Consider the following 26,461-nt stretch of genomic DNA (forward strand, 5'->3'; position numbering starts at 1 on the left):
AGACTGGGACAAGGGTTCCCATACCCTGTTTTAACCTACTTATTAATAAAATAAAAACTAGTAATCCCCCAAATCTTTCTTATCATGGATACTAACATTTTAAAAATTGCCATCATCGACAACGATGAGGCATTGAATCCAATTTACCGTCAGTATTTTGACGGTGTTGAAAACTATGAACTACACGGAATCTATAAATCCGTGCACGCACTTTTATCTGATTTTGGTCGCTCCTACCCCGATATCATTCTTTGTGAATCCGTTCTCAATGGCATTTCAGGTATTGACGGTCTGGAGTATTTCCACAAGAAGAACCCTAACCTAAAGGTTTTGATGATGAGCCAAAAGAACGATTTCAAATTGATTAAAGAAGCTTTTAAAAAAGGTGCAAGTGGCTACTTACTAAAACCTTTGACCAAGGAACGCATGTTTCACGCATTGGAGGAAGTAAACCAACATGGCGTTGCTTTAGAATTGGATGTGGCGAAAAAAATTATCAGCTCATTCCAAACCAAAACGTTTGACTCTTTTTCGAGAAAGGAAAATGAAATAATTGAGTTGTTGACCCAGGGCTTTACGTATAAAATGATTGCCGATAAGCTTTGCGTAACGCCCAGCGCAGTAAATTTTCACATACAGAATATCTATGTAAAACTTAATGTGAACTCAAAAGCAGAAGCTCTTCAAAAACTGAAGGAAATGGAATTGCGACAACTTAATGCGGCGTAACATCATTGAACTAAATTAAAAAGCCCCGACCTAGGTCGGGGCTTTTTTGTTGTTGATTATAATTGGAATTTCAATTATTTCACTTCTTCGAAGTCAACATCTTCTACGTTGTCTCCTTCTGCAGCGCCACCTCCGGCAGCACCTTCAGCACCAGAAGCCGTATCCGCACCATTGGCCTGGGCCTCTGCTTGGGCTTTGTACATTTCCTCGGAAGCTACTTTCCAAGCTTCGTTGATTTTTTCCAAAGCAGGTTCGATTACCGCAAGGTCTTTGCTTTCAAAAGCTGTTTTTAATTCTGCCAAGGCATCCTCGATAGGCTTTTTCTTATCATCGGACAATTTATCACCAAACTCGCTCAATTGCTTCTCCGTTTGGAAGATCATAGCGTCAGCCTCGTTCAATTTATCAGCAGTTTCCTTCGCTTTTTTGTCAGATTCGGCATTGGCTTCCGCCTCCGCTTTCATCTTTTTGATTTCCTCTTCGGTCAATCCAGAAGACGCCTCAATACGAATATCTTGGGATTTTCCAGTGGCTTTGTCCGTTGCGGAAACCTTGATGATACCGTTGGCATCAATATCGAAGGTCACTTCAATTTGAGGCGTACCTCTTGGTGCTGGTGGAATACCATCCAAGTGGAACCTACCAATGGTCTTGTTGTCTGCCGCCATCGGACGCTCTCCTTGCAACACATGGATTTCAACAGAAGGTTGATTATCCGCTGCAGTAGAGAACACTTGCGACTTCTTGGTCGGGATAGTGGTGTTTGACTCAATCAATCGGGTCAATACACCTCCCATGGTCTCAATACCCAAAGAAAGTGGGGTTACGTCCAACAAAAGCACGTCTTTTACGTCTCCTGTCAATACACCACCCTGAATTGCTGCACCTACGGCCACAACCTCATCTGGGTTTACTCCTTTAGATGGTTTTTTACCGAAGAATTTCTCAACGGCTTCCTGTACCGCAGGGATACGGGTAGAACCACCTACCAAGATAATCTCATCGATATCGCTTTTTGAAAGACCTGCAGATTTCAACGCTTTCTCACAGGGCTCGATTGTTCTTTTTACCAAATCGGCTATCAATTGCTCAAACTTGGATCTAGACAAAGTTCTTACCAAGTGCTTAGGTCCAGAAGCGGTAGCCGTAACGTATGGTAAGTTGATTTCGGTTTGGGTTGAAGAAGAAAGCTCAATTTTGGCTTTTTCCGCAGCTTCTCTCAAACGTTGAAGCGCCATAGGGTCCTTTCTAAGGTCCATGTCCTCATCTTTCTTGAACTCTTCTGCCAACCAATCGATAATCTTTTGGTCAACATCGTCACCTCCTAAGTGGGTATCACCGTCAGTCGCCAAAACTTCGAATACACCGTCACCCAATTCCAAAATGGAAACGTCGTGCGTACCGCCACCGAAATCGAATACTACGATTTTTTGGTCTGTATCTTTTTTGTCCAAACCGTACGCCAAAGAGGCAGCGGTTGGCTCATTGATAATTCTTTCTACTGTAAGTCCAGCGATTTCACCAGCTTCTTTGGTAGCCTGTCTTTGTGAATCGTTAAAGTAAGCAGGAACCGTAATTACAGCCCTTGTTACATCCTGACCTAAATAGTCTTCTGCTGTTTTCTTCATTTTTTGAAGAATCATGGCAGAAAGTTCCTGTGGAGTATACAAACGACCATCGATGTCTACACGAGGTGTATCGTTATCTCCTTTAACCACTTTATAAGGTACCCGTTCAGCTTCTCTACTAGATTCTGAGTATTTGTTCCCCATAAATCTTTTGATAGAGTAAATTGTTTTGTGAGGGTTGGTTACTGCCTGTCTTTTTGCAGGGTCACCGACCTTAATCTCCCCGCCTTCCACAAATGCAATCATGGATGGCGTGGTACGTTTACCTTCGGCATTTGGAATTACCACAGGCTCGTTACCTTCCATTACAGAGACACAGGAGTTGGTCGTACCCAAGTCAATACCTATAATCTTGCTCATTGTATCTAAAGTTATATCTGTTTAAAAATCTATTTCGTTTACGGTCTATCAAATGTCAATGATTATGCCATCCGCTAGAATATGACAAGGTGTCAGTGTGTTGATTTTATTTCAAAATAAAACCCCTTAAAGTGCTGATGTTCAATAATACATCAAAAAAGACGTACACTATTTCATAAAATCTCAATAAAATAATTCAGCAGGTCGTTATATTTGATGCCATAATTACGTGCCATGGAATGTATCAGCGTTTTTGATATGCTTAAAATTGGAGTGGGTCCTTCCAGCTCCCATACTTTGGGCCCTTGGCGGGCTGCAGAACGTTGGATTGCCGAATTGAAAGAACAAGGTGACTTTAATCAAATGGAATCCATTTCCGTATCGCTTTATGGTTCCCTTTCATTAACGGGTAAAGGGCACGCAACTGATGTAGCCGTGGTGATGGGACTTTTGGGCACCGATCCGGAAACTGTCGACATTGACAGCATAGACCCAAGCATTGTTCAATTAAAAACCACCAAAAGTTTAAGATTTGGAGGAGAAAAGAACATACCGTTCTCTTTTGAATCCAATATTACTTTTAAAAAAGAATTTCTACCATTTCATGCTAACGGAATCCGGTTTGAGGCGCATTTGACAAATGGAAAAACAACTTCTGAAACCTATTATTCCATTGGTGGCGGTTTTGTGGTAAAAGAGGAACGACTGCATGCGAAAGAAAATAAAGAAACCTTCAAAACCTTTCCGCATCCCGTAAAAACTGGAGATGAACTATTGCAGCACTGCAATGCCCAAAACAAAACCATTTCCAAAATAGTTATGCAAAATGAGCTTTCGTTGCGTTCGGAAGCTGAAATTGATGAAGGTATTGCCCGAATTTGGAATACCATGCTCGAATGCATGTTTATAGGTTGTCACACCGAAGGAAAGTTGCCAGGCGGACTGAATGTGAAGCGACGTGCCTTTGAAATACACCAAAAATTAAAAGGTGAAGTACCCTACTCCAATCCTCAGGAATGGTTGGAAAGCATTCGGGATACCGAAGTAAGATTTCGTCAAATTATCAAATGGGTGAGCTGTTTCGCTTTAAGCGTGAACGAAGTGAATGCCTCTTTAGGAAGAGTTGTTACCGCACCTACGAATGGAAGCGCTGGGGTGATTCCTGCCGTTTTAATGTATTATATGGTGATTGAAAACCATGATGCTAATTTTGATGATGTGAAGCAATTTTTGTTGGTCGCCAGCGAAGTGGGAAGCATCTTTAAAAAAGGGGCTACTATTTCAGCAGCCATGGGTGGTTGTCAAGCAGAAATTGGAGTTTCATCTGCCATGGCTGCAGCCGGACTTACCGAATTGATGGGAGGTTCCCCCGAACAGGTATTAATTGCTGCTGAAATTGCAATGGAACACCATTTAGGACTCACTTGCGACCCAATTGGCGGATTGGTGCAAGTTCCCTGCATAGAACGGAATGCCATGGGTGCCATTAAGGCCATCAACGCAGCAGAATTGGCTTTGGACACCGACCCTAATGATTGTAAAGTGCCTTTGGACAAAGTAGTCAATACCATGTGGGAAACTGCCAAGGACATGAGCTCCAAGTATAAGGAAACTTCAGAAGGAGGATTGGCCGTGGGCGTATTTTTGAGTGATTGTTAATCCAAACACCCCTCTTTTCCTCGCGTATCTATTAAATAGATAATTTTCCACTCACCATCAAAATTTACGAGTTGAAAAGAGTTGATGCCGCAATGGCTGAATTCATCATTCACCCAAAACTCGTAGCCAACCCACGCATTGGCCATGGTTCTATCCACTTGAATGGAAAATGAAGTGAGACGCTCCTCAAACTTTGTGGTTTTTGGAATACCCACAATGGATTTTAAAAAACCGGAGAACTCCTCATTTTTAAATCGGGTTTTGCCCTTGGTATCTCTTCCCGTTGTTTGCAACACTATATGGTCTGCCACTGTTTTTTTGATCAACAGGGAATCCTGCTTATGAAATCCATCAAAAAAAGCTTCGATTACTTTCTTGACAGCTTCCTTTTCTTCTTCAATAGATGCATTTGGACCCTGAGCTTGCATCTGGTTGACAAGGGAAAACAAAAACAGACAGCTCAACAATTTTCTCATGGTATTCCTCTTTTGATTGAAGGCCAATTTAAACAAATCTGCTTACTTTTAGCCAGCAAATAAATGTACAATGTCAACAGCTAAAAAAGAATATAAAAGGGTAACGGTAAAATCGTTGGTGGAAATGAAGCAGATGGGTGAAAAAATCAGCATGCTTACCGCCTACGATTACTCCATGGCCAAGATTGTGGATGCCGCCAATGTGGATGCAATTTTAGTGGGTGATTCAGCCAGTAATGTGATGGCGGGGCATGAAACTACACTACCCATTACCCTTGATCAAATGATATACCACGCCTCCTCTGTTGTGAGGGCGGCCAAACGCGCGCTGGTGGTAGTGGATATTCCTTTTGGAAGCTACCAAGGGGATTCCAAGGAAGCACTCCGCTCTGCCATTCGAATTATGAAAGAAAGTGGTGCCCATGCCGTAAAGGTTGAAGGTGGTGAGGAAATCAAAATTTCCATCAGTAGAATCTTAGAGGCCGGAATACCTGTCATGGGACATTTGGGACTTACCCCACAATCCATTTATAAATTTGGCACCTATACCGTTCGTGCAAAAGAAGAAGAGGAAGCCGACAAACTAAAATCGGATGCCAAACTTTTGGAAGAATTGGGCTGTTTTGCCCTGGTTTTGGAAAAAATCCCAGCTAAATTGGCCAAAGAAGTTGCTAAAAGCGTTTCCATTCCGGTTATAGGCATTGGTGCAGGTGGCGGTGTTGATGGTCAGGTTTTGGTGGTACACGATATGTTGGGGATGACCCATGAGTTCCACCCGAGATTTTTAAGACGCTACTTGAATTTGTATGACGAAATGAGTAATGCCATCTCCCAATATGTGGATGATGTAAAGAGTAGTGATTTTCCAAATGAAGACGAATCGTACTAGATTGATTGGATTATTGGATTTTTCGATTATTGGATGAATTGGTTTTTGCTCGATTTCTTATTTTTGAGAATCAACCTCCGAATTCAGTAAATCAAAACAATGCATCGATTTAAAGATTTGGAAATTTGGAAACTTAGCAGAAATTTCTGTTCTGATATTTATGAGGTCACCTCTACATTTCCAGAGATAGAGAAATTCGGAATTACAAATCAATTAAGAAGAGCATCTGTTTCTGTACCATCGAACATTGCAGAAGGTGCTTCTAGAAAATCAAACAAAGATTTTTCTCGATTTTTAGAAATTGCCATTGGATCAATGTATGAAATTGAAACACAATTATTAATCTCCAATGATTTAAATTTACTTGAAAACACAGAATTGAAGCTACTTTTACAAAAGCTAGATGCCATTGTTAAAATGACATCAAAATTCAAATCCACACTGAAGTGAGCTCTATAAATCCAAAAATCCAAGAATCTAACCATTCCTCCCCTTCCAATCTTCAAGTTTTATTTGAGGACAATCACCTAATTGTTGTCAACAAACGAGTGGGTGATATTGTTCAAGGAGACAAAACAGGTGACGACCCTTTGAGTGAAGTCGTAAAACAGTACATCAAAGAGAAATACAACAAACCTGGGAATGTATATTTGGGTGTGGTGCATCGTTTGGACCGACCTACTTCAGGTATTGTATTGTTTGCAAAAACATCAAAGGCATTACCACGTCTCAACAAAATGTTTGCACAAGGAGAAACCAAAAAAATATATTGGGCCGTAGTCAAAAATGCGCCAGAGGCAGAAAGCGGTACGTTGACCCATTGGTTGGTTCGTAATCCTAAACAAAACAAATCGTACGCCCACACCAAAGAAGTTCCGAATAGCAAAAAGGCGGTGTTAGATTACAGAATCATTAAAAAGTTGGACAATTTTTATTTGCTGGAAATCGACCTGAAAACTGGAAGACATCATCAAATTCGGGCGCAATTGGCTGCCATTGGATGTCACATTAAAGGGGATTTAAAGTACGGGGCAGACCGAAGTAACAAGGATGGTGGAATTCATCTGCATGCCAGAAGTCTAGAAATTGAACATCCTGTGAAAAAGGAAACTATTCAATTTGAAGCTCCTACTCCAAATGACCCGGTCTGGAATGCCTGTACTAACGGGTAAGTGCCAGTGCTTTTTCACGAATAATTTGACCAACAGGTTTGTTTTCTAAATGGCTTTCCAGCCAAGAAAGAATATCCAAATATAGGAATGCCCGTTTTTCGTAAGGGTGGTTTTCGTATTTCTTCAACTCGTTATACAGTTTCTGGAATTCATTTCTCAGGTCTGTGGGATAAATGTCTCCAAGGTTCCTAAGGAATTTTATCATTTCCTTTTGAACCTCATGCAAGTCGTTCATTTTCAATAAAAACTTATAGGTGCTTTTAAGCTGTACTTCCAAATGATAATCCATTCCAGCTTCGTAATGCGCTACCAAGCTCAACACCCTGGCAAAGCACATTAGGTCCTCACGCATTTTTAAATTCTTGTTGGAAATGATTTTCTTGAGGTAGAGAATGCAATTCTTATTGTCCCCATTCCCAAAATACAAACAGGCAATTTTATAGTAAAGCAACATCACGTGATGCTCATCAATACGCGGTTTGTGCTTCTTGATGCCATACTCAATTATGTTCACCAAATAAATACCCTTATCAAAAGTACCCTCCAAAAAATGAAGGTTCAACTTATTGGTGTTGATGTACAAAAAGGCCAATGAAGAAATATTGTCGTTTTTAGGAAATTCCGAACTTTCCACAACAGTTTCCAAGCGCTCCAAGGTATCCCTAAATTGAGAGGCATATTTCACAAAAAACAAGGACTCCAACAAGTAGTGGTTTCCTTTTAGGAAAAACACAGGATTCAACGGAATCATTGCCTCATTTTCATAGAACAAATCCACCCATTTACTGGCATACCGATAGGCTGACAAAAAGTCCTGAATCAATAAACTATACCATAAATAAGCTTTGTACAACCACAATTTTTCACGGAATCCCAGCTTGTCAATGTCGTATTCGGGCAAGTGTTTTTCAAAATAGGTTTTCACCTTGTCCAAATCCTCATCGCTGCGCGCATACCCTACTTTCAACATCATACTGTACAATTGTAAGGAAAGGTTGGACAACTTGCTTGTCATCACATTTTGCGCTGACAGTTCCTTGGCTTGAACGGCCAGTTCATCGGCACGGTCAGGAATACTTCTGGTAATATATTGGGTTTCGATAACCTTTTCCAGCTCCACGATTTCGTAGGCCACATTTTTTTCTTCGTTTTCAATGGCGAAGCTTTTGGCCTTGTCCAAAATCTTTAAGCTTTGCTTATAGAGCCCCTTTTGATAAAGAATGGTGGCAAAATCGAGTTGCTCGCGAATCTGTATCCGAACATTTTGGTTTACAGGATTCAACCGGAGACTCACTAAAATCTGCTTGTACAAATGAGCCTTAAGATTCGAAAGCTGTGCCTTTTTCACAATGCCACTCTCCAGAATTTGACGCTCATCATAACGCTTCATTTTGTCCAACAAATTGAAAAGAGCCAAAAACTTAGCATCTGTGTTCACTCCCAATCGGCCAACATAGAGCTTAAATTGTCGCTTCTCAGATTTGGAAAGCGATTTTACCAACACAAACAAAGCATCCTTTGGGGCATTTGTCATCGTAAAAAATATTATTTAAAATACTGTTTTTCAGTGTTTTATTTTACACCAACAGTTATTTAACGTTGTAACGAATTTCTATTTACCTTTATATTTCCGCTTCACATTTCTATTTTCGTAAGTCATAGAACAAACAGGTAAATATAATGGGTAAAGATAAGGTACAAATTTTTGACACAACACTAAGAGATGGAGAACAAGTCCCAGGATGCAAACTGGACACGGAACAGAAATTGGTGATCGCCAATAGACTGGATGAACTTGGTGTTGATGTTATCGAAGCAGGGTTTCCTATTTCGAGCCCCGGTGACTTTAAATCGGTCCATGAAATCGCAAAATTGGTCAAAAACGCAACAGTTTGTGGTTTGACCCGTGCCGTGAAGAAAGATATTGAAGTTGCGGCTGAAGCCATTAAAATTGCTAAAAAACCAAGAATTCATACCGGGATTGGAACTTCAGAATCCCATATCAAATATAAATTCAACTCCACCCAAGATAAAATTATTGAGCGCGCCGTAGAGGCCGTAGCTTACGCAAAATCTTTTGTGGAGGACGTTGAGTTCTACGCAGAAGATGCTGGTAGAACAGACAACGAATTTTTGGCGAGGGTTTGCGAAGCCGTAGTAGCTGCTGGTGCAACCGTTTTGAACATTCCGGACACCACTGGGTATTGTTTGCCCGAAGAATACGGTGCAAAAATGAAGTACCTAAAGGAAAACGTAAAAGGCATCGATAAGGCCATTCTTTCTTGTCACTGCCATAACGACCTTGGTTTGGCCACTGCCAACTCCATTGCCGGTGTGGTGAACGGCGCCCGTCAAATTGAATGTACCATCAACGGTATTGGAGAGCGTGCCGGTAATACAGCCTTAGAAGAAGTGGTGATGATTTTGAGACAACATCCGTACTTGAACTTGGACACGAACATTAACAGTCAATTGTTGTGGGACACCAGTCAGATGGTTTCTCAAAAAATGGGAATGCCCGTGCAGCCCAATAAGGCCATCGTTGGTTCCAATGCTTTTGCCCATAGCTCTGGAATCCACCAAGACGGGGTAATCAAACAACGTGAAACTTATGAAATCATCGACCCTAAAGATGTTGGTGTAAGTGAGTCTTCCATTGTGTTAACTGCCAGAAGTGGTCGTGCCGCATTGGCGTATCGCGCCAAAAAAGTGGGTTACGAGCTCACCAAAATACAATTGGATTCCGTTTACGAGAACTTTTTGAAATATGCTGACCGTAAAAAAGAAATCTTGGATGAAGATATCCACGAAATCGTCGAGACCAGCAACATCAACATGAAAGATTTGGCCTAAACTCCTTTTGCTTATGAATCTAAACATTGCATTGCTTGGCGGAGATGGCATTGGACCGGAGGTGTTGAACCAAGCAGTTAAATGTTTAAAGGCCGTTGAAGAAACCTTCAATCACAGTTTTGTATTTAAAACCGCCGATGTTGGGGCGATTGCCATTGATAAAACGGGGAAACCTTTACCAGAAGCCACATTACGTTTATGCAAAAATGCAGATGCGGTATTATTTGGCGCCATAGGAGACCCAAAATACGACAACAACCCCGATGCCAAAGTGAGACCCGAGCAGGGGTTGTTACAATTGCGAAAGGAACTGGGACTTTTTGCCAATATTCGACCCGTACTATCCCACCCTACGCTTTTAAAAAATTCACCTTTAAAAAAGGAAATTGTTAGGGGCACGGACTTTGTTATTTATCGGGAACTTACAAGCGGTATTTATTTTGGAGAGAAAAAATTAAATGAGGCTGGAACGGTGGCCTCCGATCTTTGTGAATATACCGAAACAGAGATTAGTCGTGTGGCACATTTGGCATTTAAAGCGGCAAAAGCACGCAAAAAGAAACTCACTTTGGTGGACCAGTCCAACGTATTGGAGTCCTCCAGGCTTTGGAGAAAAGTGGTTACACGAATCAGTGAAAGTTACCCCGAGGTTGCTTTAGATTTTTTATTCGTGGATAACGCTGCTATGCAGGTAATCCTAAACCCCGCAAAGTTCGACGTTATTTTGACGGGGAATATGTTTGGTGATATCCTTTCGGATGAAGGAAGCGTAATCAGTGGTTCCATCGGACTTTTGCCCTCTGCATGCGTTGGTGATGAAAACGCGCTTTTTGAGCCCATTCATGGCTCCTATTCCCAAGCAAAAGGTAAAAATATAGCCAACCCCATTGCTTCCATCCTATCTGCGGCAATGCTCTTGGAGCATTTTGGACTTCATGAGGAAGCCTATGCCGTAAAAATGGCAGTAGGAAAATCGCTAAGAAAAAAGATTGTAACTCCCGACTTGAAAAAAGGCAGCAAATACGGCACCAGTGAAGTCGGTGATTTTATTGCCCATAATATTGTGGACATTGAAGATGACTTCAATATTAATGATGAAAACATCGATTTAGGAAAATCAACAATTATCTAGACTTTCCTATCCTATTTCCTGACCTGTTAATTCCTCAATGGTTTGATTGAATTTTACTTTAAATTCCTCAAACTTTTCACCAGTTGCCGGACCATTAAATCCGGTGTGAATTTTACGTACCTCACCATTTTTATCAATATAAATGGTAGTTGGGTAAGATAAAATGTGGTTAAGCATGGGCAATTTATCGTTGGCCAATTGCTTGTTTGAAGTTCCATATTGGGCCAATAAAATCGGGTAAGGTACATCTTCCCGTTCTTTGAGTCTTTTAATGCCTTCGAATGCCTTTTCTTCTGTTTTTGCATACTCAAAGGCCAGTCCTACTATCTCCAAATCCAATTCCGGGTGTTGTTTTAAATAATCCACATAAAAACGGGTCTCATCCAAACAATTGGTGCACCAAGTACCCATAATCTGCACCAAAACCACCTTGTTCTTAAATCTTGGGTTGGACATATCTATTTTGGTCCCAGTCGGGTCAGGGAAAGAAAAATCGAATTTATCATAGCCTTCCCTTAAAAAGGTCAATTGGTCTGAATCTGGAAGCTCAAAAGCTTCATTTCGCGCACCTAAAAATTCTTGCACGCTATGTCTTCCGGAATAAAACTTGCCATCCAATGTGCTATCGGTCACTTTGGCCAAGAATAAAAACACATGCGAACCATCAAAAGCAGAAAGTTTCATGCTATCTCCAGAAACCACACCATCCAAATAGCGGTAATCACCGGTTTTGGTTCGAAAAGTTCCTTTAATATCATTCCCATTTTGCATAAATATTCCTTTAGCAGGATATTCCCCTTCGGTATTTACATTAAAATAAGTTTCCCAAACGCCCGAGATGTTCACCTTGGCATCTTCCTTTACTTCAAATCGGTCCTGTATGCCAAAATTGGCCACAAATGGTACACTGCGCTCTTTGCCTTCTTCTATAAAGTTGCCCGTTATTTGGTTCTCGGTGTAGGTGCCAGAAATATGTCCTTCAAAAATGGGCATCCGAATATCTATGGAATCGCCATTAAATGTAAATTCATCCACAATCACCTCCTCATCAGCATTGTACATTTTCATAATGTAACTTCCTTCGGCTGTTTTGGACACAGTAAATTGAAAAGGTAATTTTTGGGATTCGGAAACTACCATTTCCCCTAACCAATCCCCTTCTGCCAATTCAATTTTGCGTTCATTTTTACATGAACTTAAAACAGCAAATAAACAGGTGATAGCCAACCAAATATGTTTCATATAGTGAAAGATTTTTCTTAAAAGTAGCAAATCCGATTTAAAACTAACAAATCCATACGGCCTAAGGTCGTTTTAAACGTTGAATCTGTTCCCCTATTGTTATATATTTGTCCCCTCTAAAAATGGGGTATGAAGATTTCTTACAACTGGTTGAAGCAATTTTTGCAAATTGATTGGGACGCACAAAAAACAGGTGAACTTTTAACGGATTTAGGTCTGGAAGTTGAAGGCATCACCAATTTTGAATCGGTAAAAGGCGGTTTAAAAGGAATTGTGGTGGGCCATGTATTGACTTGCGAACAACACCCCAATGCAGACCGGTTAAAATTGACCACGGTGGATGTGGGACAAGAAACCCCATTGCAGATTGTTTGTGGGGCCCCAAATGTAGCAGCGGGACAAAAAGTTCCTGTGGCTACCATTGGAACGACCCTTTATACTCCTGAAGGAGAGGCATGGGTAATAAAAAAAGGTAAAATTCGAGGAGAAGAAAGCCAAGGAATGATTTGCGCCGAGGATGAAATCGGAATTGGAAGCAGTCATGACGGCATTATGGTGCTTAACAAAGAATTGGTTCCTGGAACTCCCTGTTCCAATGTTTTTGATGTTGAAAACGACGAGGTTTTTGAAATTGGGCTAACTCCCAACCGCGCCGATGCCATGAGTCACTTTGGTGTGGCCCGCGATTTAAAAGCTGGATTGGAGCAAAAGGAGATTTCAAAGGAATTAGTGACTCCTTCCACCAGTAACTTTTCAATAGACAATCGTTCTTTAAAGATAGATGTTGAAGTTATGGATGCTGATTTGGCCCCTAGATATTGCGGGGTCACCATCAGCAACATTATTGTTCAGGATTCACCAGATTGGTTAAAGAATAGATTAAAAGCCATAGGACTATCCCCTATCAACAATATAGTTGACGTTACCAATTACGTATTGCACGAATTGGGTCAGCCTTTGCACGCTTTTGACGCGTCAAAGATTAAAGGAAACAAGATTGAGGTTAAAACTTTACCCGCAGGCACCAAGTTTACCACATTGGACGATGTGGAACGTGAACTGCACGAAGACGACCTAATGATTTGTGATGCTGAAAAACCAATGTGTATTGCAGGTGTTTTTGGAGGCATTAACAGTGGGGTTACTGAACATACCACGTCCATATTCTTAGAGAGTGCTTATTTTGACCCAGTTTCCATTAGAAAAACGGCCAAACGCCACGGATTGAGCACAGATGCTTCCTTCCGTTTTGAGCGCGGCATTGATATCGATGTAACCAAATATGCCCTTAAAAGGGCTGCCCTACTGATTCGAGAAATTGCAGGTGGCTTCGTCACTTCTGAAATTGTAGATCTGTTCCCCATAAAGCCAAAAGAGAGACAAGTCTTTCTAACCTTTGATAAAATCAACTCCTTAATTGGACAAGAAATACCAAGAGATACCATTAAATCTATTTTGTCTTCGTTGGAGATTCGTATCAACAATGTAACAGAATCAGGATTGGGACTTACTATTCCGCATTATCGTGTGGATGTAACCCGTGAGGTGGATGTGATCGAAGAGATTTTAAGGGTTTATGGTTACAACAATATTGATTTTAAAGAAAAGCTGAACGCTTCCATTGCCAAGACGTCAAAATTTGAAAACCTACGCGTGCAACACGTTACCGGAAACACCTTGGCAGCCATGGGCTTTTTTGAAATCATGACCAACAGTTTGGTCTCAGCAGATTTTAAAACAGAGGATGCAGTGGAAATGTTGAATCCTTTAAGTTCTGACTTATCGGTACTGCGAACTTCCATGTTGCAATCTGGTTTGCAAACAGTGAGTTACAACCACAATCGACAAAAGAACGACCTAAAGTTGTTTGAATTCGGTAAAACTTACCATAAAAATGATAAGGGTCAAGATGAAAAGCAACACTTGTCCATTTTCATTTCAGGTGACCATAATGGTGATAGCTGGGCAATTGCCTCAAGAAAAACAGACTTTTTCTTTTTAAAAGGCATTGTGGAAAACGTATTGGAGCGTTTGGGTATCAACAGTTACAAAACCAATCCGTTATCAGATACCACCTTTGCCGAAGGATTGCAATGCACAGTAAACAACAAGCCTTTGGTCAACTATGGCTTAGTAAGTAAAAGTGAGCTGAAGCATTTTGATATTAAACAGGAGGTATTTTATGCCGATTTTGATTGGGATACCATTCTAGCTTCCATTAGCACTACCAATGTTGTTTTCAAGGAAATTCCAAAATTCCCTGAAGTAACCCGAGATTTTGCATTGTTGTTGGATGAATCCACTTCATTCCAGAAGGTATATGATATTGCCTGGAAAACAGAAAAGAAACTCTTAAAAAAGGTGAATCTGTTCGATGTTTATACCGGTAAAAATCTACCTGAGGGCAAAAAATCCTACGCGGTAAGCTTCACCTTGATGGACGAGTCCAAAACACTTACGGATAAGCAAATCGATAAGATAATGGGTAAACTTCTTTCCCAATACCAAAACGAATTGGGAGCGGAACTTCGCTAATTACATTTGAGCAGGTAAAATAACGCCGTCGATCTCATGGATAACCCCATTGTTCTTGAGGTTAAGGTCTGCTGTGGTGATTTTCGCCTTGTTTCCAACGGGGTCCGTCAACACAATATCATAACCCTCCATGTGGGCTGTTAACTTTTTTCCTTGCACCGTGGTAAAACTTGCTGTGCCATTGCCCCTGCACATTTCACGTAGAATTCTACTGGCGGTAAGCTGACCGGCGACAATATGATAGGTTAAAAGTGATTTTAAAGCAGTCTTGTCTTTAGCATTGATGAGTTTTGTCATTTTTTCACTGGAAAACTTCTCAAAAGCAGCATCTGAAGGAGCAAAAATGGTCAAAGGACCTGAATTATTCAACAATTCCCCAAGTTCGGAAGCCCTTACTACCTCTGCCAAAATGGAATGATGGGCTATTTCACCGGACTCCGACAACAAAGCTTTATCCTTATTGTTGGATTGCGCAAAGGTTACAATGGAAGAGGTGAAAATTAGGGCAAAAAGTGCCTTGGTAATGAGGGAATTGGTTGGTTTCATGTAATCTTTGGGACCTGCTTTATAGTATAATTATACGATTAACTGCCAAAATCTTCGATAAGATACATTATTTTCTTAAAATCCTCTTCATTTTTTCTTTAACATATTTCTTTTAACACATTCTTAACATTGGGCTTTTATGACATTTGTCAGGATTGAAAAATTCAATTCATTAAATTTGAGTGAATTACTAAGAAAAAGAAAAGATGTTAGCAAAAACAAACATTGAAAATTTATTACGTAAGGAACAGCATATAAGTGGTGGCGAGGCTCAAATTTTAGCTGAAGTTGAAGCTATTCTGCAACAGGAACAGCTTAAAGAGGAAAAGATTTCAGCCACTTTAGATTCAAAAAACTACTCCCTGAGCAATGAGTTTGATTTTGATCTTTTAAAATCTTCCAACATCTTTCATATTGATCAAATCAAGAAGATTTGCATTGATTATCGCTTACGCTTTTTGGACAGTTCCTATTTTAAAGGAGAAATTCCGCAAGAAGCCATTACCAAAATCAAACATTTAGAGGCAGCACATAACACCACCATCCAAGGTTTTAAAATTATGGCTCCCTCCCGTTTATTTCGATTGGAAGACAAGGATGACCCCTTGTTGTTTGCCCCGATTGGCAACAATTACTTTTATCTCATCCATAAATGGGGCAACGACCTTCACCCCTTGCGGAAATTATTTGCTTGGCCATTTAAAAACATCGTAAACCTCGGACTAGTGGTTTTGGCCATCAGTTATTTAGTCACACTATTGGTGCCTGAAGGGCTTTTCTCCAAAAAGAACACCACGGCAGAGTTCTGGATCATTTACTTCTTTATGTTCAAATGCTTGGCATCCATAGTTATTTTCTACGGATTCGCATTGGGAAAGAACTTTAATCCCGCTATTTGGAAAAGCAAGTATTTTAATGCTTAGGCCGTAACCGAATACATTTTTTCGCGCTGCTCCTTAATCGATTTATCGGACATATAATCGTCAAAGGTTAAGTAACGGTCGATTGCGCCATTTGGCGTCAATTCAATAATTCTATTGGCTACGGTGTTTACAAACTCATGATCGTGAGTGGTTAACAAAACTGTTCCCTTAAAGTTTTTCAAGGAATTGTTGAATGCTGTGATACTTTCCAAATCCAAGTGGTTGGTAGGTTCATCCAGTAACAAAACATTGGCCCTGAGCATCATCATACGGCTGAGCATGCAGCGCACTTTTTCACCTCCAGACAAAACCGTGCATTTTTTCAAGGCTTCTTCGCCACTGAACAACATTTTGCCCAAGAATCCACGGATGTATACTTCTTCTCTTTCCTCTTCGGTCTTGGCCCATTGGCGTAACCAATCTACCAAGTTAATATCATCCTTAAAGTATTCTGAGTTATCGGCAGGCAAATAAGATTGGCTTGTGGTCACCCCCCATTGGTAAGAACCGCTATCAGCCTTTACCTTACCGTTCACAATATCGTAGAACGCAGTAGTGGCACGGGAATCTTTGGACAAAATAGCCACTTTATCCCCTTTGGCCAAGTTGATGTTCACATCTTTAAACAACAAATCCCCATCTTCGGAGGTTGCAGAAAGCTTTTCCACATTCAATATTTGGTCTCCAGCTTCACGGTCACGATCAAAAATAATGGCCGGATACCTTCTACTGGATGGCTTAATGTCTTCCACTTTAAGTTTGTCCAACATCTTTTTACGCGAGGTGGCTTGCTTACTCTTGGCCACGTTGGCACTAAATCGCATAATAAACTCTTGCAGTTCTTTTGCTTTTTCTTCTGCCTTTTTATTCTGTTGCGCTCTTTGACGGGCAGCCAACTGGCTACTTTCGTACCAGAACGTATAGTTACCTGAGAACAAATTGATTTTACCAAAGTCTATATCCGCTATACTCGTACAAACGGCATCCAAAAAGTGCCTGTCGTGAGATACCACAATAACGGTGTTTTCATAATTGGCCAAAAAGTTTTCCAACCAACTGATGGTTTCATAATCCAAGTCGTTGGTAGGCTCATCCATAATCAAAACGTCTGGATTTCCGAACAAGGCCTGGGCCAAAAGCACACGTACCTTTAATTTAGAATCCATATCGGCCATGTTGGTGTAGTGCAAATCCTCCGTAATACCCAAATTGGACAACAAAGCGGCTGCATTACTATCGGCATTCCAACCGTTCATTTCTTCAAAAGCAACCTGTAACTCTCCAATTTTCTCTGCATTTTCATCGGTATAGTCCGCATAAAGCGCATCAATCTCCTTTTTTATCTTGAAAAGTGGTTTGTTACCCATCACCACAGTTTCCAAAACTGGGTATTCATCATAGGCGTTGTGGTTTTGTTCCAAAATGGACATACGTTTACCTGGCTCCAAATGCACATGGCCTGAAGTGGCATCAATTTGTCCTGACAATATTTTTAAGAAAGTGGATTTTCCTGCTCCATTGGCGCCAATGATTCCATAACAGTTTCCTTGAGTGAAAGTTACGTTCACTTCATCAAACAAAACTCTTTTGCCAAACTGAACAGATAAATTGGATACTGATAACATGTAAGTTGCTTTAATTTTGTGCAAAAGTAGCTAATTACCTTTCGGATTTCTAATTAAAAGACATATAAATTGAACGTCAATATGTTACCTTTTAACAACATTTAACGACCCATTAACAAAGTTGGCTTAACGGTATGCTTACATTTGGTAGCCTAATGGAAGGTTTCCCTCATATGGTAAGATTTTTACTCAGCTTCACCTTACTGTCCATTGTTTCTTGCTCTGATCAATCAGCAGAGCACTCTTCTGTATTTTTTGGTGGCGAAATTGTTAACCCGACCAGTGATTATGTGGTTTTATATCACAATGACACTTATGTGGATTCCGTGAAACTGGATAAAAACAATCACTTTGCCTTTAACCTAAAAGGCATAGAAGAAGGGCTTTATCATTTTGACCATACCCCAGAGCTTCAATACGTTTATTTAAAGGAAGGAGACAGTCTTTTGGCCCGCTTGAACACCGTTGAGTTTGATGAGTCTTTGGTGTATTCTGGAGAAGGCAGTGATATCAATAATTTTTTGATTGAACTTTTCCTTATCCAGGAGAAAGATGAGCCAGTTGTTCAAAGTTTTTACAAACTGGACCCGGAAGTATTCAGCCAAAAAATAGATTCACTACACGCTATACAAATTAACCATTTAAAGGATTTTGAGCCTGAAAATTCCCTCTCACCAAGGGAGCTCACCATGGCCAAAGCCTCCATTGATTACAACACCTTTATTCAAAAGGAAAAATATCCGTACTATCACAAAAAAGAAACCGGTGAGGAAGCTTTTCACAATCTTCCCGATTCATTTTACAGTTATTGGAACAATCTAGATTTCAACAATAGGGATTTGACCTATCTTAAACCTTATTTTGATTTTATGAAGTGGCACTTCGGCAACCTATCTTATGTGTATTGCACGGATAATTGTTCCGAAGAGCAGAAAAAAGTAGGTGGCGACCGTTTGCACTTTAACAACCATAAATTAGCAATGGTTGATAGTGTGGTTCAGCAAACCGAGCTACGTGACATTTTATTCAGGAACATTGCCATGGATTATTTGCTGAAAGTGCACAACCCCAGCGATGAAGCCATTGTTTTTATAGACAAGTTCCGCAATTTGTCCAAAAACGAAGCCCACAAGGAGGAAATTGACCTTTTATATAAAGGAATAAAAAACCTTCAACCAAATACGACCATTCCAAATTTATCGCTCAGGGATGTTGAAAACAACATACTTTCCATTAAAGATGTAACCAACAAAAAGAAGAATACCGTATTTTATTTTTGGACGGCCGCTCAGGAAAGACACTTTAGAAAGGTAAGCCAACAAATTTCAGATTTGGAAAAGAAATACCCCGATCACAATTTTGTGGGCATTAACCTAAGAACCAGCTACCCACAGTGGCAAGATTTGATGAAACAGTACAGCTTGGATAAAGAAAAACAGTATTATGGTGAGAATTTCAAAGAAATTCAAATGGCCATGATCATCGATGGGCTCAACAAATGTGTGATCACAAAAGACTCTCTTGTGGTCGATGGTTTTGCCAACCTCTTTACCTCCCTTTAATAAGTTAAGTTTCAGCCATAAAAAAACCCTGAATCTTCAATTCAGGGCCTTCAATATATTTAAAACTCTTATTCCTTAAGAGTTTCCTTTGGCGTAATCTTCCAAGAATTTTGCCAAACCAATATCCGTCAATGGGTGTTTCAATAAACCATCGATTGAAGACAATGGACCTGTCATAACATCGGCACCTAATTTAGCACAATCGATAACGTGCATGGTGTGACGAATGGACGCTGCCAAAATTTCGGTTTCAAAACCGTAGTTATCATAAATCAGTCTAATTTCTGAAATCAAGTTCAATCCATCGGTGGAAATATCGTCCAATCTTCCCAAGAATGGAGAAACATAAGTGGCCCCAGCTTTAGCGGCCAACAATGCCTGTCCTGGAGAAAACACCAATGTACAGTTGGTACGGATACCTTTGTCAGAAAAATATTTTAATGCCTTTACCCCATCTTTGATCATTGGAACTTTTACAACGATTTGCTCATGCAATTCGGCAAGCTCCTCCCCTTCTCTCACCATGCCCTCAAAATCGGTGGAAACCACTTCTGCAGAAACATCTCCATCTACAATATTACAGATGTCCACATAGTGCTTTAAGATATTATCTTTTCCGGTAATACCTTCTTTTGCCATCAAGGATGGGTTGGTTGTTACACCATCCAAAACACCCAACTCCTGAGCTTCCTTAATTTGATCAAGATTGGCCGTATCAATAAAAAACTTCATTTCTAACTATTTAAGTGATTCTTTAGAAGTGTAAAATTACAACTTATAATGGTTGAGGAGCAACTTTTCGTAGACTTTATCGGGTAACAAACTTTTCAATTTTAGTGAAAATTTTTGCATAAAAGCACCCACTGGGTGGTGCACTTTAGGATTATTTTGCTGAATAATCTTGTAAACGGCTTCCGCCACCTCAATTGGATCTCCCCCACTATCCACATCATCATTAATAGCCTGTAGGGTCTGTGAATATTTTTCTTCGTAAGCAGAACCCTTTATCACTGGTGAATGGTAACGCCCTGATGCAATGTTCGTTGCAAAGTCACCTGGGGCAACATTGGTTATGCTAACACCAAACTCTTTGGTTTCCATGCGAAGTGCCTCGGTAATTAATCCCAATGCCCCTTTAGTAGCCGAATAAAACCCTCGGTACGGCAAGCCCATATACCCAGCAATGGAGGTAACATTAATGATCATTCCCCCTCCCTGCCCACGCATCTGCGGCAAAACAGCTTTCATCATGTGTACTGGACCATGAAAATTGGTATCGAAAACATGAAGGATCTCTTCGTGCGGGGTCTCTTCAATCGGTCCTGTGATTCCCACTCCCGCATTGTTGATCAACACATCCAACCTTCCAGCTTTGGAAATGACTTCGGAAACTGCTTTTTGGATGCTTTCAACATCTTTCACGTCCAATTGAACGAGTTGAAAAGCGTTAAAATCGGGATAGTTTTTTGGGTTTCGCGTAGTACCGTAGACCGTAAATCCCTTTTCGGTCAAAAATGTACCGATGGATTTGCCAATACCTGAAGAACCGCCGGTGATCAGTACAACTTTTTTATCCATGATCATCTGATTTTTGGGTACAAAAAAAGGCAAGCTACCTACATCGCACCGCTACGACCGTATACCCTTGCTGCGTTCCCGCCCTGGGGGATTCTACAGGAGCTGGTCGTGTAGGACTTGCCGACTGCAAATATACGACCTTTTAAATTTGTCGCAATCCCAATTCATTCTTAATTTCGGAGATTATTGAACAACCTATTATGATTCAAGCATTAAGGACAATGATGAAATTATTTTCTTTTTTAGGGCTCCTAATTTTCTTTTTGGGATGTGGTGGGAGTGCCGACCCTGCCAAAAACTTTGCCATTCAGTTGGAGAACAAAACATTACAGCAAAATGACCAAGTTGGTGTGGCGCTGCAAAATAAGAAAGACATCGAAATTTCAGACCTACATTATTATATAGATGGTAAGGAATTGCCTGTGCAAAATGGTAAAATTACTTTGGCCCTGCCCACCTTGGGAAACAAAATATTAACCGCAAAGTTCACTATTGAAGACCAAACAGTTGAAGTAGATAAAAAAATAAAGGTTTTGGCCGCTACTTCTCCCGAAGTATACACTTATGAAATCATCAATACCTACCCGCACGACCCCAAAGCCTACACCCAAGGTTTGGAGTTTCACAACGGTGTGCTTTATGAAAGTACTGGTAAAAAAGGGGCGTCCACCGTTAGAATGGTAAACTTTGAAACTGGTGAAATACTTCAGCAGATTGACATGGAGAACACCATTTTCGGGGAAGGCATTACCATAATGAACGATAAGTTGTATCAACTCACGTGGCGAAGCGGTTTTGGTTATGTGTATGACGTTGACACGTTCGAGAAAATAAAAAACTTCACCTATGGTGAAAGTCGCGAAGGTTGGGGCCTCTGCAATGATGGGGAAAAGATTTTTAAAAGCGATGGCACAGAAAAAATATGGCTGCTGGACCCGGAAACCTTGGAAGAACAAGGACACATTGAAACCGTGACCAACAAATCCATTTTTAACAAAGCCAACGAATTGGAATATGTAGATGGAAAACTCTACGCCAACGTGTACCAAAACCAGAGCATGATGATCATAGATGCTGCTTCGGGTGTAATTGAAGGCGTTGTCAACTTTGGTGGTTTGGAGAGCCAGGTTGATAAGGGGCCTGAATGGGACAAAGTCAATTCCGTGCTCAATGGCGTAGCCTATCACCCTGAACGGGAGACCTTTTTTGTGACAGGTAAAAACTGGAACAAGCTTTTTGAGGTAAAAATCAAAAAGAAATACTAATGAAAAACTATTCGGAATCTTTCGATGTTGTACCTTCCGATTTAGATGACCTAAACCATGTAAACAATATAAGGTATGTGGAATGGATTCAGGATATCAGCAAAAAACATTGGAATAAAGCCACCACGGAGGACATCCGAAAGTCAATGATATGGGTGGTGCGCAACCACCATATTTCTTACCTAAAATCGGCTGTTTTGGGCGATACCATCGAAATCAGCACCTACATTGCTCAAAACAAAGGCCCTATTTCTACACGGGTCGTGGAAATCAAAAACAAAAACACCAGAGAATTATTGGTAAAAGCCACCACCGAATGGTGTTTATTGGATGCTGTTTCGTTCCGCCCCAAACGAGTTCCCGAAGCGGTACATAAATTATTTTTTGACTGAAATATCTTACTTTAAAAATTGTTTTAACTTACTTTAAAGTATTGTTGTTGTGTCACTTACCTCTTAAAAGGACTACCTAAGTGCATTTTATCGAATATTGACACCCTATTCGATGTATGACCCTCTGGTGATTTTGATGCTAACCATACTTCCACTAATATAGAGGTCAACCTAAAATCAAAAAGCCCAACTGCATGCAAAAACTTTCCCTTTTTACACCCAAATATTCTTGACTTGAACTGCTTGAAAATGTAGCTCAAGCAATGGTGTTTTACCTTAAATAATTTTACAACCAAAAAGTGTCATTTTCTTAGTTATTGGGATTCATTAACGAATTTTTATAAGAATTTGTAAGAAAAACACCTGTTTTCGGGATATTCCCATAGTTTTTTTAAGGGAAAACTGCAATGAGTTTTTTGAAGGCGTTAGTAACTTGCAATCAGCAAATTGCACATGGATTACACCTATAACATCATTGACAACAACGCTGCCTCAAAATTACAACTACAGTTGTATTTGGAGGAGTATGAAGATTTGGTGTGTGCGGGGGTGGCCACCGATGCAAACGAAGGGCTTAATTCCATATTAAAATACAATCCAGATTTGGTACTGGTGAATTTGGCCGAAAATGGCCCTGAATATTTTCAGATGGTCACCGAATTGAACCAATACTTGCAAAGACAACCTATTATAATAGGGTATGCAAAAACCAAAAAGTACGCCTACAACGCTATAAAAAGTGGTTTTTTCGATTATTGGATTTTGCCGCACAACGAGTTCGACATCCGTAAGTCCATTTTACGCTTGCGAAAGGTGCATCCGAAACAAGATATTCCATCTACTATTTGCCTTAAATCTTATAACGATTATAGGTATCTGGACACCAAAAACATTCTTTATTTAAAATCGGACAACAACACTACCGACTTCTTTATGAAAGATGGCAGTGTGGTCAGTGCTTTTAAAACCTTAAAATCCTTTGAGGAAAAATTGCCCGAAGATTTTATCCGTGTGCACCAAAGTTATATCCTGAACAGCAGGTATGTTTCCCGTATCAACTACGGAAAATCCATTTGTACCATCAACCACGGTCAAGAAGAAGAACTCCCCTTCTCCAAAACGTATAAGGACCGTATAGATGCCCTTAAAGATTTGCTCTCCAAAACAGCGGTAAAGGCGGTTAATTAGCAGAATTCTATCAGATTACCGCAAAATTCTTGCAGAATCCATACGAATACTAAAGACTTTTCTCAAGGTTGTTTAACCTATTAGGGGCTACATACTTTAGCTGCACAGACCTAATATTTAACACCATAAAACAACAATTATGAAAAAAGTACTTACCATTCTTACCCTAGCCCTTATGACCGTTGGATTCTACTCTTGTGAAGCCGAAACCGATGTACAGGAAACCGAGGCCATGTTTGAGCAATTGACCCTTGACCAAAATGCCAGTGATGATGATGAAATTTCTCCTGATGAACGTGGCAGTGAGAACTAATTCAAGTAAAACACATTTGAAATCCTTTTTCCCCTTTTTAGTGATTTTGGTTCTTCTTTTTAATTTAAAAGATGAAAAGATTCTAGATTCATCACAGAATGACCTCAATTTGAGTTTACTAGAGGGAATCAGAAGCAATACTATAGAAAATCAAATTAAAGATCGAGGTATTAAAAATAGCTTGCTACGATTGCAAAACAGTGCAAGTGATCCTCGGCAACTTTAAAATAACAACCTTACAGAACACAGCCCCAAACCCATAAGTTTTGGGGCTTTTTTGTTACTTTGGTTATCCATCAAAAAAAGTGCAATTGAAAAAAGGAATCTACTTACTTGTTTTTTGCTGTATTTGGGCCTGTTCCAAACCTAAAAATAGTAATCAGGCCATTGCAAACCCTAAGGTAGACTCGATTCAGGCTTTGATTAAAATTGCAAAAAAAGCCCAAGAGTTATCCGATGAAGACCGAAATGGTTATTTAAGAGATGCAAAAACAATTGCCTCAACGATTGAGAATGACACCACTAGATTGGAACAATTTTCAGAAATTTCGCTGGCATATTATAAATTAAAGGATTCCTCCAATTTCAGGGAAAGTAATAAACAAATTATTAAATCTGCTAAAGAATCTAATATACCAAAAATTTCAGGCTATGCCTATTGGGACTTGGCTAATTTTCTACAATCTTATGGCGTCATAGATAGTGCCTATTTTAATTTTCAAAAAGCATTATCCCATTTTGAACAAATGCCCGCGGATTCAACTTCCAGCTCACTAAGAGCGAGAATGTATTACAGCATGGGCCGAGTTCAGGATTCGTATCAAGATTATTTAGGGGCCGAAATCAATGTGACCACAGCCATTAAAATTTTTGATGATTTGGATGACAATCTTAGACTTCACAATTCATACAATTTAATGGGAGTGCTTGCCAAAGGATTGGGCAATAGTCAAAAATCATTGGAAGCTTACCAAATAGCGCAAGAGTACCTTAATAAATTTGAAGCTAAAAACAAATCAAAATTAGTCTGGCAAAACAGGAACAATATAGCCAGTGTTTATTTTAATGAAGAAAATTACTCCCAAGCCAAAATATTATTTAAAGAAATTGTAAACAACAAAGATTCAAGTAATAAGAGCACCTATGAAAAGGCTTTGGGCAGTTTAGCCTACTCAATTTTAAAATTGGATAACAATATTGATGAAGCAGAAGCTCTGTTGTCAGAGGCCTATTCGGTAAACCAAGAACGAGGCAATTCCCAAGATTTAGCACGTATCCATCAGTTTTATGCTGAAGTATTAGCAGCAAAAGGAGATACCGCCCAAGCCATTGAAGTCGCCAAGGAGTCCAAAGCCATTGCGATGGAAACTTTCAATAATGAACGTACTTTAGAGACCTTAAAATTATTGACGAATTTAGATACGGCCCATGCTGCGGCCTATGCCAATGAATATTATGAACTGGATAAGCTCATTAGCGAAGAAGAGCGTACCAAGCGGGATAAATTTGCCAGAATCCGCTTGGAAACAGACCAAGTTATCGAGGCCAACCAGGTGCTTACCGAAGAAAAGGAAGTTTGGGCCAGTGCCGTTTCCGGCTTGATCATATTTGGTTTAACGCTTACGGTAATAGTCGCACTCTACATAAACAACAACCGTTTGCGCAGCCGACAACAACAACAAGCGGCCAACCAAGAAATTTATAACCTTTTTCTTTCCCAACAAGGTAAGTTCGAAGAAGGAAGACAATTGGAACAAAAACGTATTTCGGAAGAGCTACACGATGGTGTTTTGGGCGAAATGCTCGGCATTCGCCTCATTTTGGGAGGATTGAACGGACGTATTGATGAAGCATCGATAAACCAACGCGCCGAGTTGATTGAAAAACTACGTGTGGTTGAGGAAGAAATCAGAACTATTTCGCACGAATTGAACAATTCTTCCTACGAAAAATTTCATAATTTTATCGTATCCTTGGAGGATTTGATAGACGACATTGAACAGTCATCCGGTATTTCTTGTTCCTTTTCTTATGATAAAAAAGTACCATGGGACAATTTAGAAGGGGAAATTAAAATCAATGCCTATCGCGTTATTCAGGAAGCATTAAAGAATTGCGTGAAGCACGCGCAGAGCGAACACGTTTCCATCACGTTTTTAGGAATGGGCAACGATTTAAAATTGACCATTACAGATGATGGAGTCGGATTTGATGTGAACCGTGGCCGAAAAGGAATCGGTCTTCGAAATATAATTTCTAGAACCAAAAAATTAAAAGGAAAATTGGATATAGACAGCGTAAAGGGATCAGGGACCTCCATCTCTATTTTAATTCCTGCGCAATTTGTCAAGCCCAATATTTCAGAACCCCAAGAACCTATAAATGCCTAACTCT

General features: G+C 40.1%; 23 protein-coding genes and 1 other RNA gene. 15 read left to right on the forward strand and 9 right to left on the reverse strand.

Going from position 1 to position 26,461, the window contains the following annotated elements:
• Positions 1-84 precede the first annotated feature (84 nt).
• Complete coding sequence (locus tag ABT310_RS14710; RefSeq protein ID WP_375324648.1) at positions 85-729, forward strand: response regulator; 645 nt, start codon at positions 85-87, stop codon at positions 727-729.
• A 74-nt stretch (positions 730-803) separates the two neighbouring features.
• On the opposite strand, the gene dnaK is transcribed toward ABT310_RS14710, so the two are convergent.
• A complete protein-coding gene (gene dnaK, locus ABT310_RS14715) occupies positions 804-2,717 on the reverse strand; it encodes a molecular chaperone DnaK (protein ID WP_375324649.1) in 1,914 nt (637 codons plus the stop codon).
• 234 nt (positions 2,718-2,951) lie between these two features.
• Between dnaK and ABT310_RS14720 the strand changes: the two genes are divergently transcribed.
• Positions 2,952-4,376, forward strand: coding sequence for an L-serine ammonia-lyase (locus tag ABT310_RS14720; protein WP_375324650.1), 1,425 nt, complete (start codon positions 2,952-2,954; stop codon positions 4,374-4,376).
• Here ABT310_RS14720 and ABT310_RS14725 read toward each other — a convergent pair.
• A complete protein-coding gene (locus tag ABT310_RS14725; protein WP_375324651.1) occupies positions 4,373-4,852 on the reverse strand; it encodes a nuclear transport factor 2 family protein in 480 nt (159 codons plus the stop codon). The genes ABT310_RS14720 and ABT310_RS14725 overlap by 4 nt on opposite strands.
• Before the next feature lie 70 nt (positions 4,853-4,922).
• Here ABT310_RS14725 and panB point away from each other — a divergent pair, with 70 nt between their 5' ends.
• From panB to ABT310_RS14740, 3 genes are all read left to right on the forward strand, one after another.
• Positions 4,923-5,741: a 3-methyl-2-oxobutanoate hydroxymethyltransferase gene (gene panB / locus ABT310_RS14730; RefSeq protein WP_375324652.1), complete on the forward strand. Its 819-nt coding sequence runs from the start codon at positions 4,923-4,925 to the stop codon at positions 5,739-5,741.
• 99 nt (positions 5,742-5,840) lie between these two features.
• Complete coding sequence (locus tag ABT310_RS14735; protein WP_375324653.1) at positions 5,841-6,191, forward strand: four helix bundle protein; 351 nt, start codon at positions 5,841-5,843, stop codon at positions 6,189-6,191.
• Positions 6,188-6,913 carry an RluA family pseudouridine synthase gene (locus tag ABT310_RS14740; protein WP_375324654.1) on the forward strand — a complete coding sequence of 242 codons (726 nt, stop codon included), beginning with the start codon at positions 6,188-6,190 and terminating at the stop codon, positions 6,911-6,913. The genes ABT310_RS14735 and ABT310_RS14740 overlap by 4 nt, the downstream gene beginning before the upstream one ends.
• On the opposite strand, the gene ABT310_RS14745 is transcribed toward ABT310_RS14740, so the two are convergent.
• Positions 6,903-8,447, reverse strand: coding sequence for a hypothetical protein (locus ABT310_RS14745; protein WP_375324655.1), 1,545 nt, complete (start codon positions 8,445-8,447; stop codon positions 6,903-6,905). The two genes, ABT310_RS14740 and ABT310_RS14745, sit on opposite strands and share 11 nt — an antisense overlap.
• A 146-nt stretch (positions 8,448-8,593) precedes the next feature.
• Here ABT310_RS14745 and ABT310_RS14750 point away from each other — a divergent pair, with 146 nt between their 5' ends.
• Positions 8,594-9,766 carry a 2-isopropylmalate synthase gene (locus tag ABT310_RS14750; protein ID WP_375324656.1) on the forward strand — a complete coding sequence of 391 codons (1,173 nt, stop codon included), beginning with the start codon at positions 8,594-8,596 and terminating at the stop codon, positions 9,764-9,766.
• Positions 9,767-9,779: 13 nt separating this feature from the next.
• Positions 9,780-10,898: a 3-isopropylmalate dehydrogenase gene (gene leuB, locus ABT310_RS14755; protein ID WP_375324657.1), complete on the forward strand. Its 1,119-nt coding sequence runs from the start codon at positions 9,780-9,782 to the stop codon at positions 10,896-10,898.
• A 6-nt stretch (positions 10,899-10,904) separates the two neighbouring features.
• Here leuB and ABT310_RS14760 read toward each other — a convergent pair whose 3' ends face one another.
• On the reverse strand, positions 10,905-12,140 hold the full coding sequence (locus ABT310_RS14760) for a peroxiredoxin family protein (protein WP_375324658.1): 1,236 nt from the start codon (positions 12,138-12,140) through the stop codon (positions 10,905-10,907).
• Between the two features lie 129 nt (positions 12,141-12,269).
• Here ABT310_RS14760 and pheT point away from each other — a divergent pair, with 129 nt between their 5' ends.
• Entirely contained in the window at positions 12,270-14,675 is a 2,406-nt protein-coding gene (pheT, locus tag ABT310_RS14765) for a phenylalanine--tRNA ligase subunit beta (RefSeq protein ID WP_375324659.1), read from the forward strand.
• Here pheT and ABT310_RS14770 read toward each other — a convergent pair whose 3' ends face one another.
• Complete coding sequence (locus ABT310_RS14770; RefSeq protein ID WP_375324660.1) at positions 14,676-15,221, reverse strand: fasciclin domain-containing protein; 546 nt, start codon at positions 15,219-15,221, stop codon at positions 14,676-14,678.
• 206 nt (positions 15,222-15,427) lie between these two features.
• Between ABT310_RS14770 and ABT310_RS14775 the strand changes: the two genes are divergently transcribed.
• Positions 15,428-16,144, forward strand: coding sequence for a hypothetical protein (locus tag ABT310_RS14775; RefSeq protein WP_375324661.1), 717 nt, complete (start codon positions 15,428-15,430; stop codon positions 16,142-16,144).
• On the opposite strand, the gene ABT310_RS14780 is transcribed toward ABT310_RS14775, so the two are convergent.
• Positions 16,141-17,769: an ABC-F family ATP-binding cassette domain-containing protein gene (locus ABT310_RS14780; protein WP_375324662.1), complete on the reverse strand. Its 1,629-nt coding sequence runs from the start codon at positions 17,767-17,769 to the stop codon at positions 16,141-16,143. The genes ABT310_RS14775 and ABT310_RS14780 overlap by 4 nt on opposite strands.
• A 173-nt stretch (positions 17,770-17,942) precedes the next feature.
• Here ABT310_RS14780 and ABT310_RS14785 point away from each other — a divergent pair, with 173 nt between their 5' ends.
• Complete coding sequence (locus tag ABT310_RS14785; protein ID WP_375324663.1) at positions 17,943-19,331, forward strand: TlpA family protein disulfide reductase; 1,389 nt, start codon at positions 17,943-17,945, stop codon at positions 19,329-19,331.
• A 75-nt stretch (positions 19,332-19,406) separates the two neighbouring features.
• Here the strand turns inward: ABT310_RS14785 and fsa are convergent, their stop codons facing one another.
• From fsa to ffs, 3 genes are all read right to left on the reverse strand, one after another.
• Positions 19,407-20,063 carry a fructose-6-phosphate aldolase gene (gene fsa / locus ABT310_RS14790; protein ID WP_375324664.1) on the reverse strand — a complete coding sequence of 219 codons (657 nt, stop codon included), beginning with the start codon at positions 20,061-20,063 and terminating at the stop codon, positions 19,407-19,409.
• A gap of 36 nt (positions 20,064-20,099) precedes the next feature.
• Positions 20,100-20,909: an SDR family oxidoreductase gene (locus ABT310_RS14795; RefSeq protein WP_375324665.1), complete on the reverse strand. Its 810-nt coding sequence runs from the start codon at positions 20,907-20,909 to the stop codon at positions 20,100-20,102.
• Between the two features lie 24 nt (positions 20,910-20,933).
• An RNA gene (gene ffs, locus ABT310_RS14800) (signal recognition particle sRNA small type) lies at positions 20,934-21,032 on the reverse strand.
• Positions 21,033-21,130: 98 nt separating this feature from the next.
• On the opposite strand from ffs, the gene ABT310_RS14805 reads away from it, so the two are divergent.
• From ABT310_RS14805 to ABT310_RS14825, 5 genes are all read left to right on the forward strand, one after another.
• Positions 21,131-22,174 (forward strand): glutaminyl-peptide cyclotransferase, encoded by a 1,044-nt coding sequence (locus tag ABT310_RS14805; RefSeq protein WP_375324666.1) that lies wholly within the window; start codon positions 21,131-21,133, stop codon positions 22,172-22,174.
• On the forward strand, positions 22,174-22,566 hold the full coding sequence (locus ABT310_RS14810; protein ID WP_375324667.1) for an acyl-CoA thioesterase: 393 nt from the start codon (positions 22,174-22,176) through the stop codon (positions 22,564-22,566). The genes ABT310_RS14805 and ABT310_RS14810 overlap by 1 nt, the downstream gene beginning before the upstream one ends.
• A gap of 453 nt (positions 22,567-23,019) precedes the next feature.
• A complete protein-coding gene (locus ABT310_RS14815) occupies positions 23,020-23,754 on the forward strand; it encodes a LytR/AlgR family response regulator transcription factor (RefSeq protein WP_375324668.1) in 735 nt (244 codons plus the stop codon).
• Between the two features lie 139 nt (positions 23,755-23,893).
• Positions 23,894-24,067: a hypothetical protein gene (locus ABT310_RS14820; protein WP_375324669.1), complete on the forward strand. Its 174-nt coding sequence runs from the start codon at positions 23,894-23,896 to the stop codon at positions 24,065-24,067.
• Positions 24,068-24,378: 311 nt separating this feature from the next.
• On the forward strand, positions 24,379-26,457 hold the full coding sequence (locus tag ABT310_RS14825) for an ATP-binding protein (RefSeq protein ID WP_375324670.1): 2,079 nt from the start codon (positions 24,379-24,381) through the stop codon (positions 26,455-26,457).
• Positions 26,458-26,461 lie beyond the last annotated feature (4 nt).

Source organism: Flagellimonas cixiensis (assembly GCF_042134615.1).
In the GTDB taxonomy this organism is placed as follows: Bacteria; Bacteroidota; Bacteroidia; order Flavobacteriales; family Flavobacteriaceae; genus Flagellimonas; species Flagellimonas cixiensis.